General features: G+C 73.4%; 15 protein-coding genes. 11 read left to right on the forward strand and 4 right to left on the reverse strand.

The window, feature by feature from the left end; translation table 11 throughout:
• Nucleotides 1–292: 292 nt before the first annotated feature.
• Together EDD29_RS14130 and EDD29_RS14135 are read left to right on the forward strand one after the other, a co-directional pair.
• Nucleotides 293–676 carry a hypothetical protein gene (locus EDD29_RS14130; protein ID WP_148085952.1) on the forward strand — a complete coding sequence of 128 codons (384 nt, stop codon included), beginning with the start codon at nt 293–295 and terminating at the stop codon, nt 674–676.
• A 250-nt stretch (nt 677–926) separates the two neighbouring features.
• A complete protein-coding gene (locus EDD29_RS14135; protein WP_123664847.1) occupies nt 927–1,895 on the forward strand; it encodes an alpha/beta hydrolase in 969 nt (322 codons plus the stop codon).
• A 52-nt stretch (nt 1,896–1,947) separates the two neighbouring features.
• Here EDD29_RS14135 and EDD29_RS14140 read toward each other — a convergent pair whose 3' ends face one another.
• Nucleotides 1,948–3,102, reverse strand: a complete 1,155-nt coding sequence (locus tag EDD29_RS14140) for a phosphotransferase family protein (RefSeq protein ID WP_123664848.1) — start codon at nt 3,100–3,102, stop codon at nt 1,948–1,950.
• 113 nt (nt 3,103–3,215) lie between these two features.
• Complete coding sequence (locus tag EDD29_RS14145; RefSeq protein ID WP_123664849.1) at nt 3,216–3,824, reverse strand: TetR/AcrR family transcriptional regulator; 609 nt, start codon at nt 3,822–3,824, stop codon at nt 3,216–3,218.
• A 186-nt stretch (nt 3,825–4,010) separates the two neighbouring features.
• On the opposite strand from EDD29_RS14145, the gene EDD29_RS14150 reads away from it, so the two are divergent.
• On the forward strand, nt 4,011–5,204 hold the full coding sequence (locus tag EDD29_RS14150; RefSeq protein ID WP_211359712.1) for a cytochrome P450: 1,194 nt from the start codon (nt 4,011–4,013) through the stop codon (nt 5,202–5,204).
• Here EDD29_RS14150 and EDD29_RS14155 read toward each other — a convergent pair.
• Complete coding sequence (locus EDD29_RS14155) at nt 5,191–6,999, reverse strand: acyclic terpene utilization AtuA family protein (protein ID WP_123664851.1); 1,809 nt, start codon at nt 6,997–6,999, stop codon at nt 5,191–5,193. The two genes, EDD29_RS14150 and EDD29_RS14155, sit on opposite strands and share 14 nt — an antisense overlap.
• 116 nt (nt 7,000–7,115) lie before the next feature.
• Here EDD29_RS14155 and EDD29_RS14160 point away from each other — a divergent pair, with 116 nt between their 5' ends.
• The gene (locus EDD29_RS14160) at nt 7,116–7,733 is read left to right on the forward strand and encodes a TetR/AcrR family transcriptional regulator (protein ID WP_246052758.1); all 618 of its coding nucleotides are present in this window, start codon (nt 7,116–7,118) and stop codon (nt 7,731–7,733) included.
• A 16-nt stretch (nt 7,734–7,749) separates the two neighbouring features.
• Nucleotides 7,750–8,901 carry an acyl-CoA dehydrogenase family protein gene (locus tag EDD29_RS14165; RefSeq protein WP_123664852.1) on the forward strand — a complete coding sequence of 384 codons (1,152 nt, stop codon included), beginning with the start codon at nt 7,750–7,752 and terminating at the stop codon, nt 8,899–8,901.
• 4 nt (nt 8,902–8,905) lie between these two features.
• Here EDD29_RS14165 and EDD29_RS14170 read toward each other — a convergent pair whose 3' ends face one another.
• Nucleotides 8,906–11,161 (reverse strand): polyprenyl synthetase family protein, encoded by a 2,256-nt coding sequence (locus EDD29_RS14170; RefSeq protein ID WP_123670473.1) that lies wholly within the window; start codon nt 11,159–11,161, stop codon nt 8,906–8,908.
• 82 nt (nt 11,162–11,243) lie between these two features.
• Between EDD29_RS14170 and EDD29_RS14175 the strand changes: the two genes are divergently transcribed.
• From EDD29_RS14175 to EDD29_RS14200, 6 genes are all read left to right on the forward strand, one after another.
• Nucleotides 11,244–11,867: a DUF6230 family protein gene (locus EDD29_RS14175; RefSeq protein ID WP_123664853.1), complete on the forward strand. Its 624-nt coding sequence runs from the start codon at nt 11,244–11,246 to the stop codon at nt 11,865–11,867.
• Nucleotides 11,867–12,241, forward strand: coding sequence for a DUF6114 domain-containing protein (locus EDD29_RS14180; protein ID WP_123664854.1), 375 nt, complete (start codon nt 11,867–11,869; stop codon nt 12,239–12,241). The genes EDD29_RS14175 and EDD29_RS14180 overlap by 1 nt, the downstream gene beginning before the upstream one ends.
• Before the next feature lie 44 nt (nt 12,242–12,285).
• Nucleotides 12,286–12,741 (forward strand): hypothetical protein, encoded by a 456-nt coding sequence (locus EDD29_RS14185; RefSeq protein ID WP_123664855.1) that lies wholly within the window; start codon nt 12,286–12,288, stop codon nt 12,739–12,741.
• A 63-nt stretch (nt 12,742–12,804) separates the two neighbouring features.
• Entirely contained in the window at nt 12,805–14,082 is a 1,278-nt protein-coding gene (locus EDD29_RS14190; protein ID WP_211359713.1) for an MFS transporter, read from the forward strand.
• Between the two features lie 81 nt (nt 14,083–14,163).
• Complete coding sequence (locus EDD29_RS14195; protein WP_123664856.1) at nt 14,164–15,420, forward strand: VWA domain-containing protein; 1,257 nt, start codon at nt 14,164–14,166, stop codon at nt 15,418–15,420.
• Complete coding sequence (locus EDD29_RS14200; RefSeq protein ID WP_123664857.1) at nt 15,420–16,223, forward strand: peptidase; 804 nt, start codon at nt 15,420–15,422, stop codon at nt 16,221–16,223. The genes EDD29_RS14195 and EDD29_RS14200 overlap by 1 nt, the downstream gene beginning before the upstream one ends.
• Nucleotides 16,224–16,284: the final 61 nt, after the last annotated feature.

The raw sequence follows: 16,284 nt of genomic DNA on the forward strand, positions 1-16,284 counted from the left end.
TCGGCAGCGCGGACCGGGCTGACGGCGTGCCGGCCTCCCACGCCGGTCGGGTCGCCCTCGTGGGGTGGCGCTCGTCGCGCAGCCCGTCGCGGCTTCGACGTACGTCATGCGGTGCGGTGCGGTGCGCGGATCGTGGTGAACCTGGGGGAGGCGGGGGGAGTCGGATAGGGGGAATCCAGGTCCCCCGTCCTGTCTTGTGGGCGTTGTGCCTGTGGAGGGGTGGATGAACGGGAACTCGGGAGCGGGAGGGCGGCGGGAGCTGCCGTGGAGTGTGGTCATCGCGAGGTTTCTCATGGGGCTGCACGCTGTGGTGCTCGCCGTTGCCGGGATGTTCCTCGGTGGTCTGTTCCAGGGGGACGTTGAGGTGGGGTTCGCGCCGCTCGTGCCCGCCTTTCTGCTGGCCGGCGTTTCGGGCCTGCTCAAGAAGGGCCCGCGCGGGGTTCGGGTGGTCGCGCTGGTGCTGCTCGGCGGGCTGCTGGTCGCCCAGTGCGTGGTGTACCACCGGGTGTTCTTCGCCGACGGCGGCGGTGCGGACGGCGACATCTTCCTGGATCCGGCGTTCTTTCTGATCTGGCTGCTTCCGCCGCTGCTCCCGGGTCTCCTGGCGCTCGTCCTCCTGTGCACCCCGTCGGCCCGGGCCGCGTATCGCGTGCCGCCCACCGGGCCAGGGCGCTGACGGGACAGGGGAGACCGCACGCGATATGGGCCGGTTCGGGGAAAATTCCGGACTCGTCAGATCCGTGGGGAAGTGGGGTATCGCCAACGGATGTGCGGGGGTTCGCCAAGGCGGCCCCGGGGCGCGTTTGGCCGGGGGCGGCCGGGAGCAGGCCACACTGCGTGACCGCCCGCGCGGTTCCCGGAACCGGGCCGCCGGGCCCAGGCGCGCGCGTAGGGGCGGGCGCCGCACCTCGCAAAGGAGACCACCCATGACGCAGCAGCCTCCTCCGCTGACCCCGTTCCTCGAGCCCGCGGCGCAGGCGCTCGCCGAGGCGACGGCCCCGCACCCGCGCATCTACGAGGTGCCGCCGGAGAAGGGCCGGGACATCCTGGCGGGCCTCCAGAGCGGTGAGGGCGTGGCGCGCCCCGACGTCGACGAGCAGTGGGTCGAGGTCGACGCCGGGGAGTGGGGCAAGGTGCGCACCCGGATCATCCGGCCCAAGGGCGTCTCGGGGAACCTGCCCGTCGTGCTGTACATCCACGGCGCCGGATGGGTCTTCGGCGACGACAAGACGCACGACCGCCTCTTTCGCGAACTCGTCGTCGGCGCCAACGCGGTAGGCGTCTTCCCCGTCTACGACCGCGCGCCCGAGGCGAAGTACCCGACCCAGGTCGAGCAGAACTACGCCGTCGGCAAGTGGATCGCCGAGAACGGCGCCCAGTACGGCGCGGACACCTCCCGCATGGCGGTGGCGGGCGAGTCGGTCGGCGGCTGCATGTCCGCGGTGTTCGCGCTGATGGCCAAGGACCGCGGCGGCCCCGCGCTCAAGGCCCAGGTGCTGCTCTACCCGGTCACGAACGCCGACTTCAGCACCCCGTCCTACGTCCAGTTCGCCGACGGCTACTACCTCACCCGAGACGGCATGATCTGGTTCTGGGACGCGTACACGGCCGAGGACTCCCAGCGCAAGGAGGTCTACGCCTCGCCGCTCCAGGCGAGCCTGGAGGAGCTGAAGGGCCTGCCGCCGACCCTGGTGATCACCGACGAGGCCGACGTCCTGCGCGACGAGGGCGAGCAGTACGCCAACCGGCTCCGCGAGGCGGGCGTGGACGTCACCGCGGTCCGGGTCGCGGGCATGGTCCACGACTTCCTGCTGCTGGACAGCCTGCGCGACACCCGCGCCGCGAACGTCGCCCGCCACCTGGCGATCGACGCGCTCAACAAAGCGCTCAACTGAGGCGCCCCGTGACGGCGCCGCACGGACCACCCCGTGCGGGGCCGTCACGCGTTCAGGGCGCTTCGCCGTCTATCAGCGCGGTCAGCACCTTGAAGGAGTCGTGCGCGGCGACCCCGGCGACGGCGCGGGCGACGCCGGTCCGGGAGACGTCGCGCGGCTGCATCCGCTCCCCGGCCTCGGCGGTGCAGACGGCGGCGAGGTACGCCTCGGTGACCGCCGCCCGGTAGAGCGTCCACTGCTCGTCGGTGTCCGCGGCGACGCCCAGGTCCCGCAGCCGCGCCGCGTAACGCTCGACGAGCGGCCGCTCGATCTTGCGGAGCAGGTCGGGCTCGACGGACGTGGTCGCGAAGTACGCGATGTCGCGGATGCCGGGTCCGGCCATGGCGACCTGCCAGTCGAGGAAGCCGGGCGCGGATCCCTCGAAGAACAGGTTGCCGAGGTGGGTGTCGCCGTGGATCAGGGTCTGGGGCCGCGCTTCCCAGAAAGCGTCGATCTCGGCACTGCGCTGGTAGAAGACGCGGCACTGGAGCTTCATCTCTTCGGGGATGAGATCGGCGGCGTGCCCGTTGATCTGCTCCAGGAAGCGGCGGCGGATCAGGTCGCCGAGGCGCAGCGCGCCGGGGGAGCGCCGGGCGAGGGGCGCGAGGTCGGTCTTGAAGCGGTCGGTGCCCCAGAAGGCGGCGTGCAGGCCAGCCAGGGCGTCGACGACGGACTCGGCCTCCTCCCGGCTCACCGAGTCGACGACGGTCCGGAACGTGGCGGTCTCCGACAGGTCCTCCAGCACCAGGACCGAGCGGCGCCTGCCCTCGTCGGCCTTGGCGGCGTGGCAGCGCGGCACCCGGACGGGCGGGGTCTCGCCTAGCGCGCGGTAGGCGTGGATCTCGCGGAGGCCGAGGTCGAACAGGTTCATCAGGACGTGCTGGAGGTAGTTGCGCGGCGGCAGCTTGAGGAACAGGTGGTCCGGCAGCCCGTCGGCCTCGACCGCGAGGCGGACGCGCGCGGCGGTCCCGGAGTGCGCGTCGGCGATGCGCACGGAGGTGACCGTGCCGGGGGCGAGGCCGAGTGCGTCGCTGAGCCATCGCTCGTCGATCCCGTCGGCGCGCAGCGGCACCGAGCCGCCGGGCAGGGTCCGGTCGAGTCCGGCGCGGAGCGCCTCTTTGACGGCCATGCCGAGGCCGGATGCGGTGACGAGGAACTGTGCGGTCATGGGGGGACTGCCTCCTTGGGAGCTTCCGGATCCAACCACGTCGAAGATCGATAAGTCCGGAATTAGCCAAGCGTTGACCGATGTAGGCCGTTCGGCGACCGCGTGTCGTCCGGTCACCGCGGCTCCAGACCGCGCAGCGTCGCCGTGATGAACTCCGCGAGGAGCCCGGCCCGGACGGCCTTGGCCTCGCGGATCGTGGCGAGCAGCGCGTACAGGCCGAGGAAGAAGAAGTAGCCGCTGTGCGCGGGATCGGCCTCCTCCCGGACCTCGCCGCGTGCCCTGGCCTGCGCGATCTCCTCGATGATCATGACCATCACCGGGTGGCCGTCCCACTCGTCGATGTCGGGGCGCGAGGGGGAGAAGTAGAGCGCGAGGACGTCCTTGAAGAGGGTCTTCCCGACCCTGCGCTCGGTCGCCAGGACGAGCCGGACCACTTCGCCGAGCACGTCGCCGAGGCCGTGCGGGGCGGTGAGGAACCGGGTGAGGCCGTCGGCGACCCGGCGTTCCTCGCGCCGCACGACCTCCGCGAGGACGTGCTCCTTGGTGGGGAAATGGAAGTAGAAAGTGCCCCGCGCGACCCCCGCCGCGGTCGCGATGGCGCCGATGTCCGCGCTCGCGGCACCCGCTCGCCGGAACTCGGCGAGCGCCGCCTCGAACACCCGCTGACGTGTCTCGACGCGCTGCGCGTCCCGCCGGGACGGCCCCTCCCGAAGTACGGACATCGCCTTCCCTTCCGCCCCGATCCGTCGATGAACGTCAATGACGAACGTCAGTGACACATGTCGATGATACCGCAGGGGCCCTTGACCGCCTTGGAAAACCGGTGGTAGACAGCATGGGCGGGCAATGCTGAGCGACCGCCCAGCATGGAGTGCGCCGTGCGCTCGCGAGCCATGGAGGGAATGACGGTGGGCACTGAGGAACCGATCCGCTGGGACCCCTACGACCCGGTCATCGGGAAGGACCCCTATCCGGTGTACCGGCGGCTGCGCGAAGAGGCGCCGCTCTACTACAACGACGCCCATGACTTCTACGCGGTCAGCCGGTACGAGGACCTCGACCGGGGCCTGCCGGACTGGCAGACGTTCTCTTCGGCGCGCGGCAACATCCTCGAGCTCATCAAGTCGGGCATCGAGATCCCGCCGGGCACCCTCATCTTCGAGGACCCCGACGCGCACGGCATCCACCGCCGGCTGCTCACCAGGATGTTCACGCCGCGGCGGATCGGCGCGCTGGAGCCGATGGTCCGCGACTACTGCCGGCGCACCCTCGACCCGCTGGTCGGGGAGAAGGGCTTCGACCTGGTCGCCGCCGTAGGCACCGAGCTGCCTATGCGCGTCATCAGCGCGCTCCTCGGCATCCCCGACGAGGCGCAGGAGTCCATCCGCGACTCGGCGGACAAGTTCATCACCACCGAGGACGGCGGTCAGATGGACTTCAGCGCGGGCGCGGTGATGGACACCGAGCAGCTCAGCGCCTACATCGACTGGCGGATCAAGAACCCCTCGGACGACCTGGTGACGGAGCTGCTCACCGCCGAGTTCGAGGACGAGCACGGGGTCCGGCGCACCCTGTCCCGCGACGAGGTGGTCACCTACATGACCGTCGTCGCGGGCGCCGGGAACGAGACGACGGGGCGGCTCATCGGCTGGATCGGCTCCCTGCTGGCCCAGAACCCCGACCAGCGCCGCGACCTCGTCGCCGACCCGTCCCTGATCCCGAACGCGGTCGAGGAGGTGCTGCGGTACGAGCCCGCGGGCCACGCGATCGCCCGCGCCGTCATGACGGACCAGGAGTTCCACGGCCAGACGGTCCCGGCGGGCAGCGCCCTGCTGTTCATCGTGGCCGCGGCGAACCGGGACGAACGCCGCTACCCCGACCCGGACCGCTTCGACGTCCGCCGCAAGATCCGGCACCAGATGACGTTCGGGTACGGCATCCACTACTGCCTCGGGGCCGCCCTCGCCAGGCTGGAAGGCAGGGTGGCGATGGAGGAGATCCTCAAGCGCTTCCGGGAGTGGGAGGTGGACTGGGACAAGGCCAACCTCGCCTCGACGTCCACGGTCCGCGGCTGGGAGTCGCTCCCGATCATCCTGCGGTAGCCGGCCGCCGGTCCAGCAGCTCGACGGGTATGTCCACGACGCGGGCGAGGAGGTACTCGCCCACGGCCTTGCCGACCTGGTCGACCCGCAGGTTGCTGGACCCGCCGACGCCGAGGAGCCCGCGCAGCACGAAGTGGACCGCGCGCAGGTGCGGGAACTCGTGCCGGACGATCTCCAGGTCCGCGGTCTCGGGAAGGAGGCCGCGGATCGCGTCGGTCCCGAGCGCGGCGCGCAGCCAGGGCCACGCCTCGGGGTCCGCGGTCCACACGCCGACGTTGCTGTTGCCGCCCTTGTCGCCGCTCCGCGCGAAGGCGATCCGGCCGAGCGGCGCCCGCTCGGTCCGGCCCGAGGGGTATGGCGCGGGCTCCGGCTGGACGGGCTGCCCGGCGAACCCCTGGGTGATCTTGGGCGGTGCGATGCCGATGCGGCGCCCGTCGTCCAGGACCGCCCTGTGCTCGACCGCCTCCAGGGGAAGCAGGCCCGGCCAGTACTCGATCCGCGGCTGCGGTGCGAGCGCGGGCGCGGCGGCGGTGTCGATGAAGAACCCGGGGACGCTGCCGAGGAACAGCGCGTTGACGCGGGCGGCGAAGTTCGCGTACTCCAGGGGTGCCCGCTCCTTCGCGGTGGCCATGATCCGCACCGGGACCGTCGCCTCCCACTGGCTGCGCGGGTCCGCGGCGGCGGTGCCGAGCAGCGTGACGTCGAGGTCCTCGACGCCCGGCGCGGCCAGGTCGCGGATCTGGGCGGCGAGCAGCGCGTGCTTCTCCGCGATGCGCAGGCCGGTGAGGTAGGCCGTCATGACGATCTGGTGGCCGATCGGCGCGAACAGCGCGACCTTCGTGGTGGGCGGCGGCGCGGACCCGGTCGTGCCGGACACCTCGACGCGGTCGGGCCCGGCCTGGCGCAGGCGGACGTCCGCGAGATGGACGGTCACGTCGGGATTGAGGTAGTCCGGCCCCTGGATCTCGTAGACGAGCTGGGCCGTGACGGTGTCGACGGTGACCGCGCCGGGGTGGTCCGCGTGCTTGGTGATGACGCTGGACCCGTCTGCGGCGACCTCGGCGAGGGGGTAGCCGGGCCGGAGCGCGCCCGGGACGTTCGCGGATCCACCCGGAATCACGGCGAACCCGGTGAAGTTGCCGCCCGTGGCGTGCGGCCCGCACTCGATGATGTGCCCGGCGAGGACCGCCCCGGCCAGCGCGTCCCAGGCGTCCTCGGCCCAGCCGTGCCACCAGGCCGCGGGCCCCGAGGTCAGCGACGCGTCGGTGACCCGCCCGCAGATCACGATGTCCGCGCCCGCCTCCAGCGCCGCGGCGATGCCTCGGCCGCCGAGGTAGGCGTTGGCGCTGATCGGCTCGGCCCCCCAGGAGGCCAGCGGCGCGCCGGTGTCCAGGTGCGCGAGGTCGTGCCCGGCCTCCCGCAGCTCCGCCAGATGGGGGAGCAGGTTGTCGCCTTCGATGTGCGCGACCCGCAGCGGCAGGCCCTCCGTGGAGATCACCGCACGCAGGGCTTCCGCGAGCCCTGCCGGATGGAACGCCCCCGCGTTCGTCACGACCTTGGTCCCACGCTCGGCGATGGCCGCGAGATGTGGCCGGATCTGCCCGAGGAAGTACCCGACGTATCCCTTGGCCGGATCCGCCCGGTGCCGCGCCGAAAGCGAGGCGAGCGTGACCTCGGCGAGGTAGTCCCCGACGAGGACGTCCACCGCATCCCCGGCCATGACCTCGTCCAGCGCGCCATGGCGGTCGCCGAGGTATCCGGAGAAATTGGCGATGCGCACCGGCCGTCGGGTCATGGGATTCCTCTCTGAGCACGGCGCCGGGGCGGTGCGCCGGGCTTGCGATGCTAGTCGTGCCGAGCGAAAAAAGTCAGGCTTGACGGTTTGTTTCGGCCGTGGGCATGATGCCGCGCGTGTCGTCTTCCGCGGCGGGCCGGGTCCCGCAGGGTGAGCGGTCGCAGGCCATGCGCCGGCGGCTGCTCGACGCGACGGTCAGGTGCCTCGTCGAGTACGGCTGGAGCGGGACGTCCACGGTGCTGGTGTCCGAACGGGCCGGGGTCAGCCGCGGCGCGCAGCTCCACCACTTTCCGACCAAGAACCACCTGGTGCTCGCCGCCGTCGAGCATCTGTGGGAGTCGCGCGCGGAGGCGCACCGCGCCGCCTTCGCCGCGCTGCCCGACGGCCCGGACAAGGTCCACAGGGTCGTGCACCTGCTCGGCGAGCACTTCTCCGGCGACCTCTACACCGCGGCCCTCGAGCTGTGGGTGGCCGCGCGCAGCGACGCCGCGCTGCACGAGGCGGTCGTCCGGCTGGAGCAGCGGATCGGGCAGGCCGCCCACCGCCGGACGGTCGAGGCCCTCGGCGTCGACGAGTCGGTGCCGGGCGTGCGCGAACTCGTCCAGGCGACCCTGGACCTCGTGCGCGGCCTCGGCCTCGCCAACACCCTCACCGACGACTCCGCGCGCCGGGCCCGGATCCTCGACCGCTGGGCGCGCACGCTCGATCAGGCACTGCGCACCGCCACCCCCTGACCCCCGAGGAGCCCCCTTGCGAGCCTGGACCCCCGAGCAGGAACTGCTGCGCGACACCGCGCGCCGCTTCACCGAGCGCGAGATCGCGCCCCACCTCGACGCCTGGGAGGACGCGGGCGAGATCCCGCGCGCGCTGCACCGGGAGGCCGCGAAGCACGGCCTCATGGGTCTCGGGTTCGCCGAGGACAAGGGCGGCGACGGTGGCACGCTGCTGGACGGCATGGCCGCGCAGGAGGCGATGTTCGAGGCGGGCATGTCGAGCGGCCTCGCGGCGGGCCTGTTCACCCATGGGATCGCGCTGCCCCACATCGCCGCGCGCGGCAGCGCCGACCTCATCGACCGGTACGTCCGGCCGACCCTCGCGGGCGAACTGATCGGCGCGCTCGGCATCACCGAGCCCGGCGGCGGCTCCGACGTCGGCGCGCTGCGCACGACCGCGGTCCGCGACGGAGACCACTATGTCGTCAACGGGGCCAAGACCTTCATCACCAGCGGCGTCCGCGCCGACTTCATCACCACCGCGGTCCGGACGGGTGGGCCGGGCTCGGGCGGCGTCAGCCTGCTCATCGTCGACAAGGACACGCCGGGCCTGACCGTCGACCGGGCGCTGGCCAAGATGGGCTGGCGCTGCTCCGACACCGCGGAACTGTCCTTCGTGGACGTGCGGGTGCCGGTGTCCCATCTCGTCGGCGAGGAGAACGCGGGCTTCGCCTACATCGCCGAGCAGTTCGTGGTGGAGCGGCTCGGCCTGGCCGTCCACGCCTACGGCATCGCCGCCCGGTCGCTCGCCCTCACCGCGGCCTACTGCCGGGACCGCGCGACGTTCGGGGCCCCGCTCGTCAGCCGCCAGGTCGTCCGGCACAAGCTCGTGGAGATGCACCGGCAGGTCGAGGTCGCCCGCACCTACGCCCTTTCCGTCGCCGAACGCCATGTCTCGGGCGGCCTGGACGCCGATGTGATCGCCGCGGCCTGCCTCGCCAAGCAGACCGCCGTCGAGTGCGCCACGCACGTCTGCCACGAGGCGGTCCAGCTGCACGGCGGCACCGGCTACATGCACGGCACCGAGGTCGAGCGGCACTACCGCGACGCCCGGCTCCTGCCCATCGGCGGCGGCGCCACCGAGGTGCTCACCGACCTCGCCGCGAAGCTCCTCGGCTACACGCCCTGACGCCTCACTCCCGCTCGCGCTCGGCGGCGTAGGAGCCCAGCGCGCGGACGAGGACGGCATGGTGCGTGTGCGGAAGGAGGCCCTGGAGGGGCTGCCAGGCCCGGTCCACCAGCCCGCGCGCCTCGTCCGTGCAGGCCTGGACGGCGCCGTGCCCTTCCAGGACCGCGGCGATCTCCCGGACGGCCTGGGTGTCGGCCCGGCCGTCGCGGACGGTGTGCCAGATCTCGCGGACCAGCCCCCGGGGGACCAGCGCGACCGCGTGCGCGAGCGGCATCGTGACCTTGCCCGCGTGAAGGTCCTCGGCGGCGTGCTTGGTGGCGACGCGGCCGCCGGCGGGGTCCGGGGCGGTGAGGCCGCGCAGGTCCATGACGTCGTCGCTGATCTGGTAGGCGAGCCCGACCGCCTCGAAGTAGGCGCCGAGCGCGCGGTACGTGTCGCCCGTCGCCCCGGCGATCAGCGCGCCGATCTCGGCGAGGCCCCGGACCGGCGTCGCGGTCTTGAGCAGGTGGACGGTCCGGATCCGGCGCAGCAGCGCCTCGGCGTCGCCGGTCTCGACCGCCGCGTCCATCGCGGCCCGGTGCCCCGCGATGTCCAGGGCCTGGCCCGCGTGCCCGGCCCGCATGACCCGCAGATACGTCTCGTAGACGTGGCGGCGCAGCAGGTCGTCGTCGGGCAGGACGTCGCGAAGCACCTGGTCCAGGACGAAGTAGGCGGCCGTCCCCGCGTTGATCGCCGCCGCGTCGCCGTACACGCTGTGCACGGACGGCACGCCGCGGCGGGTGGGGGAGCGGTCCTCGACGTCGTCGACGATGAGGTTGCCGGTGTGCAGCACCTCGATCGCGCCGAGCAGTGGCCGGTAGGGCTCGCTGTCCACGCCGAACAACTCGATCGCGGCGGTCGCGATGTAGGCGCGCAGGCTCTTGCCGAGGCCGTCGGCGGCGTGCCGGAGGGGGCGGACGAGGGCGGCGTGGAGGTCGGCGGCGAGGTCCGGATCGAGTGCCTCCGGCCGGTCCGAGAGGCCCGCGAGCGCGGCCAGCGCCGACGGGTCGGGCCGGTCGGGGAGCAGGCGGCGGATCTCCTGCCCGGTGACCTCGCGGGTCCGGGCGACATAGCGCTCGATGTCCCCGATCCGGTTGGCCGGGACGATCTCGGCGAGCCCCCGCCCCGTCACCGGCCGCCCCGCCATCGTGCCCTGGGCTTCGACATGGGCGGCGAGGGCGCCGGTCCGAAAGACCAGCGAGCGCACCTCCTGCGGGAACCACGCCCGGACGCGCAGGGCGGCCTCGTGCCCGGGGACGTCAAGCTCCCAGACCGTGTCATAAGTGTTGAAAGTGGCCAGGGAGGTCCACGGCTCCGCGCCCATGAGGGAGGCCTTGGCCTCGTGGCGCTCCCCGTCGGGGGAGCACAGGACGGCGCGGCAGTCCCGCGGCTCGGTCGCGCCGGTGACGACGTCGGTGCGGCCCGCGGTGAAGACGGAGAGCTCCCAGCCGTTGTCCAGACGGAGGGCGGTCCGGGCGCACGACCAGTCGGCGCCGTCCTGGCCGTCGGGGACATGCCAGGCGTCGCCGAAGGAGTGCTCGTACCAGGCCTCGCCGGTCACCTCGGCGGTGCGCCCGCCGCGCCGGAGGCCGCCCTCGACCGTCAGCCGGGGGACGAAGTAGGTGTACAGCCAGCCCGGGACGTCGTCGTCCGTGCCGACGGTCTGGGTCACGGCGCCCTTCCGCGGGGCCAGCCGCAGGGAGAACGCGCAGCCCGTCCCGTCGGCCTCGATCCGGTAGGCGCCGTCGGGGTCCTTGCGCAGCCGGGCCACCCCGCCGAAGTCCAGGTCGAGGCCGCCCAGCCCGATCCGCGCGGGCCTGGGCAGAAGCCGGTCGGGAAGCGGCGGCTCTTCGGCGGAGGACGCCAGGAACGCCCGGCGGACGCGCGGGTCGGTGGCCGGGTCGGTCGCGGCGAGCAACCGGGACAGTTCGAGGCTCTCCCGGTCCAGCCACGACGCGCCCGACTCGCCGGTCATGGACGGGCGGGCGCGGTCGCCGAGCTGCCAGTACACCGCGTGCGCGTCCAGCGGGGTCCCGTCGGGCCGGGTGCCGCCCTGCCGCAGGAAGGCGATGACGAGTCCGTGCTCGGCGGCCCCGTGGTGCAGCCGGGCGGTGAACCACCACCGCTCGGTGCCGCAACCGCGATGCGGTGCGTCGTGCACGGCGAGGTCGGGGACCGCCCCCGGCACCGGCCAGTCGGCCCGCCACAGCTTCCCCGCCATCACGATCACCCCGTCCTGTCTTTCCGCGACTATATGATCACTCAAGGTATCGGAGTGCGGATGATCGGGGAGGTGCGCGCTGTTGCGAAGCCGCGGCCGGCGGAGGCGGCCACAGCCCCGGCCGTCCATCCGCCCGCGCCGCTTCGCCGCGGTGCTCGTCCCGTCGCTGGCGCTCGGCGGCGTCCTCGCCGCGGCGGTCGGGCAGGGCGCGCTCGCCGCCTCCTTCGCCGTGTCCGGGCGTGACATGAAGGTCTCCGCCGACCGGATCGAGGGCACCGGCTACGTCACCTATCCGTCCGTCGCCCGTTCCGCCGACGGCACGGAGCACGCGGTCACCGTGCTCGCGGTGAAGACGGCCCGGGTGCGCGCGCTGTGCCAGTCGTCGGTTCTCGACACGCCGCTCGGACGCTACGTCCTCAGGCTGAGCGCCGCGCCGGACGGCCCGCCCGTCCGGGTCAGCGACCTCGCGCTCTCGGCGACCTCGATCGACGCCGACCTCGGCTTCACCAGCCTCCAGCTCAACCGGGACGCCGCCTCCCTGGACGCGGTGCCCGGCTACAGCGGGGCCCCGGGCCACTACGGAATCCAGGCGCTCGGCTTCGCCGTCACGAACGTCCGGGTGCGGTCGTGGTCGGTCTTCAGCAGCTCGATCCACGTGAAGGGCCTGCGGCTCGCCGTCGGCCGCGACGAGGCGGAGTGCTTCTGATGGGTCTGCGCGCCTGGGTCGACGGCCGTCCCTTCGCGGCGGGCCTCCTCGCCGTCCTCGCCGGCGCCGAGATCCTGCTGACGCCCGTCGTCGGCGCGGGGATCCTCGTCCATACCGGGCTCGCCGGACAGCTCAGCTTCCTGCTCGGCCTTCTCCTCGTCGTCTTCGGCCTGCTCTTCTGGACGGCCCCTTCCCTCCGCGTGGTGGTCGGCGCCCTGACGATCGCCGTCGGGCTCGCGTCCTTCCTCACCGCCAACCTCGGCGGCTTCCTGGTCGGGCTGCTGCTCGCCCTCGTCGGCGGGGCCGCGGGCATCTCCTGGGCGCCCGCCGAGGTCCGCCCTCCCGGGCGAGGCCGGCACCGGTCGGCCGTCTGACGGAGTCCAACCGGATCCCAACACCCTGCTGCCAGGCTCGCGGCATGCGCACGACGAACGGACCCCGGGCCTGGCGGCTGCCGGACGGCGACGTCCTCATCGAGGGACCTGCGTTCGACCTGCCCCCGCACTTCCACGGGCCCGGCACCGGCGACACGCCCGGGCTGACGGAGACTCGCACCTACTACCGGCTGCGCGACGGCGACCTCGTCGGCGTTCACGAGCCGATCCCGTGGGCCGAGGGGTGGGAGTGCGGCATCGTCACCTACCGCGTCACCGGGGACGCCCTGACGCGGCACAGCATGACCGTCGAGACCGGGCCTCCCGAGCACCGGGCCGAGGTCGCGCTGCCCGGGCTCGCCGTGCTTCCGCCCGCGGAGACGCCCACCGCGGCGCAGGTCCACGCCCTGGCGCGCCGCCACTGGCGGGAGGCGGAGGCGCGCGGACAGCGGGTCGAGCACGGGTACTGGCCGAGGGACGCCTACCGCACGGACTCGTAATCCCGGTCACCGAGGGTAGTGATCTTCCCGGAAGATGTGGTCCTTTCTCCCCTGGGGGTCGCTGTGAGCGTGCGGTCCAGCGCAGAAACCGTCGCCTCCTCCTCCGGACCGGGAAAGGCGGGCGCCGCGTTCGTCGGCCCGCTCGTCCTCGCGCAGTTCGGGGTCTACCTGGCGTTCATCACGCCGCTGGCGATCTCCCTGTCCATCCGGGTGGCCCAGATCGCACCGGGCAAGGTCGAGTACCTCGGCTACATCACCGGCAGCGGGGCCCTCGTCACCGTGCTGGCCGGGCCGCTGCTCGGCGCGCTCAGCGACCGGACCCGGTGCCGGTTCGGGCGGCGGCGGCCGTTCGTCGTCGGCGGGGCCGCGGTCGGCGTCGCGGGGCTCGTCGTCATGGCGCTGGCGCCCGGCGTCGGCGTCCTCGGGCTCGGCTGGGTGCTCGCCGCGCTCGGCTGGCAGCAGGCGCTGACCAAGCTCGTCGTCGTGCAGGCCGACCTGCTGCCGCCCGCGCAGCGCGGCAGGGTCGCGGGGCTCGGCGGCTTCGCCACCATGGCCGCGCCGTTCGTGGGCGTCTCGCTGGCGAACGCGGTGAAGGGCGACCCGCTGCCCCTGCTCGTCCTGCCGGGCGTGATCGGCGCCGCCGCGGTGCTCCTGTTCGCCCTGATGTGCGGGGAGCCCGACAGCCGCGGGCTGCCCGCGCCACCGCCTTTGACGGCGGGCGCCGTGTTCCGGTCGTACCTGTGGGACTGCCGCAGGCACCGCGACTTCACGCTCGTGTGGCTCGGGCGTTTCGCGTTCTACTTCGGCCTGACCCTCGTCACCACCTTCACCGCGTTCTTCTTCGCGGCCCGGCTCGCCGTGCCCGTCCCCGAGGCCGCGGGGACCCTCGCGGCGCTCGCCGGAGCGGGCGCCGCCGCGACCGCCGCGGGATCGCTGGGCGGCGGGTTCCTCTCCGACCGGCTCGGCCGCCGCCGCGTCTTCGTCCTGCTCTCCGGCACGCTCTACGCCGCGGGCGCGGCCACCATGGCCCTTTCGACGGGCCTCGCGCCGCTGGTGACCGGGTCGCTCATCTGCGCGTTCGGGCTCGGCCTGTTCTCCGCCGTCGACCAGGCCCTCGCCCTCGACGTCCTGCCCGAGCGGGCCACCGACGCGGGCCGCTACACCGCGATCCTCCAGTTCGCCACGTCCATCCCGCACTCGGCGGCCCCGGCCGCGGCGCCGCTGCTCCTGAACCTCGCGGTGGACGGCACGGCGAAGAACTACACGCTGCTCTACCTCGTCGCCGGGGCGGCCACCCTCATCGGCGGCCTCATCGCCCTCCGCGTCCGCTCGGCCCGGTGACCCGCGGAACTGGAGATCAATCGTTATCCGGACGGGTCTGGATGATCTTCGTCGGGTCCGGGCGATCACTACTATTTCCGGATGATCACCGCACGACGATGGGCGGCCGGTCTGCTCGGCGCGCTCATCGCAGTGGCGACGCCGGGCGCGGCCGTCGCCGACGAGACCCCCGCCAAAGAACCGCCGCGCGTGGAGCTGGTGCTGGACTCCAGCGGCTCGATGCGCGCCGCCGACATCGAAGGACGCACCAGGATGTCGGTCGCCAAGCAGGCGTTCAACGACGTCGTGGACGCGCTGCCGGCCGAGACGAACCTCGGCATCAGGCTGCTCGGCGCCCAGCACCGCTTCCCCGGCAGCCCCAAGTCCGTCGGGTGCAAGGACACCAACCTGCTGTTCCCCGTCGGCGTCGTCGACAAGGTCGAGGCCAAGACCGCGATCGCCACGCTCGCCCCGACCGGCTGGACCCCGATCGGCCGGGCGCTGCGCGCCGCCGCCAAGGACCTCGGGACCGGCGAGACGACCCGCCGGATCGTCCTCATCACCGACGGCGAGGACTCCTGCGGGCTCCCCGACCCCTGCGACGTCGCGCGCGAGCTCGCCGCGCAGGGCACCCACCTCGTCATCGACACCCTCGGCCTCTCCCTGGACGCCAAGGTGCGGCAGCAGCTCTCCTGCATCGCCGAGGCCACCGGCGGCACCTACACCGCGATCACCGGCCAGGCGCAGCTCACCGACCGGCTCAACCAGCTCATCGACCGGGCTGAGGCCACCTACCAGGAGGCGCCCCTGCACGTCGCGGGGACCGAGGGCTGCGCCACCGCGCCCGTGCTCGGTCCGGGCGTCTACAGCGACCGGGAGGAGATCGGCGAGCACCGCTGGTACCGGGTACGGCTCGCCCCCGGGCGGGAGCTGCGCGCCTCGGTCAGCCTCTCGCTCGACCGGCGTCTCAACCGGGACTACGGGGTGCTGCTCCGCGCGACCGCGAGCGGTGGCCGCGAACTCGTCCGGGGCTCGGACGCGGGCAGCGGCAGGACCGACGTGCAGTCGGCCGGCCTGCGCTGGTCCGACGGCCGCTCGGCCGACGATGAGGACGCCGAGCCGCGGACCGTCTGCCTCGTGGTGAGCAACTCCTTCGCCGCTCCGTCGGGTGTCCGGACGTCCCCCGGGATGCCGCTGGAACTGACCGTCGACCTTGTCGCGGCCTCGCCGGACCCCGGTGAGCCCGTCCTCGGCAAGGGCTGGGCCCTGCTCGGCGTGCTCGCCCTCGCGGGCCTGGTCGCCGGGCTGCTCCTGGGCTGGCTGGCCCGCTGGCGGATCTCGATCTGGAGGGAGAAGTGATGCGCGCACGCCTGATCCTCGCCTTCGCCGCCGGGGCCGTTCTCGCCTCGTCGGCGCCGTTCCCGGCCGCGGCCGACGAGAAGGACGAGACGGTTCCGCAGCTCGAGGTGAAGACCGCGGGACCGTCGTTCCTCAGCGCCACGGAGATCGCGCCGGGCAACCTCGTCCGGGTCCCCGCGACGACGGGCGACTACCTGTACTGGTCGTTCGCCGCGGCGGCGGGGGAGACCCACAAGGTCGCCGTGAAGGTCACGCTGCCGCCCGCGGCGCAGCGGCACGGCGCGATGACGTGGACGCTCGACGTCTTCGACGGCCTGCGCCGCCGCCAGTCCTGCACGGCGGGCGCGCAGACCGCGACCACCAAGGGCGGTGAGGCCGATGTCGCGGTCGGCTGCACGCTGCGCCGCGTCCGGTCCTGGGCCGACCCGTGGTCGGCCGACCCGCTGCCCGGCACGTACTATCTGCGGCTGTCGGCCTCCGGGCTGCCCGAGCGCGACCTCGGCCGGCCCGTCCAGGCCGAGGTGGAGCTGACCGTCAAGGAGGGCGCGGCGCAGCCCGCAGGGGCGCGCATGGAGGCGCCGCTCTCCCCGCCGGTCAACGCGGGCACGACCCTGGCGCCCGACGCCACGCCGACGGTGAGCGCCCTGGACTCCGCGCCGAAGCCCACGGCCAAGGCCGAGAGCTGGTTCAGCCGGCTCACCGGTCGCTGGACCTGGACGATCGTCGGCGGGGTCGTCGCGGCCCTGATGGGCGTGCTCGGCTACACCCTCACCCGCCACCCGCGCCGCTGGTTCGGCCGCTGACCCACCGCCCCGCCGGGACTCCGCGTCCCGGCGGGGCGGGGCTCCCGGCGCGCCCGCGGGC

The organism is Actinocorallia herbida (assembly GCF_003751225.1).
GTDB classification, from domain to species: Bacteria; Actinomycetota; Actinomycetes; order Streptosporangiales; family Streptosporangiaceae; genus Actinocorallia; species Actinocorallia herbida.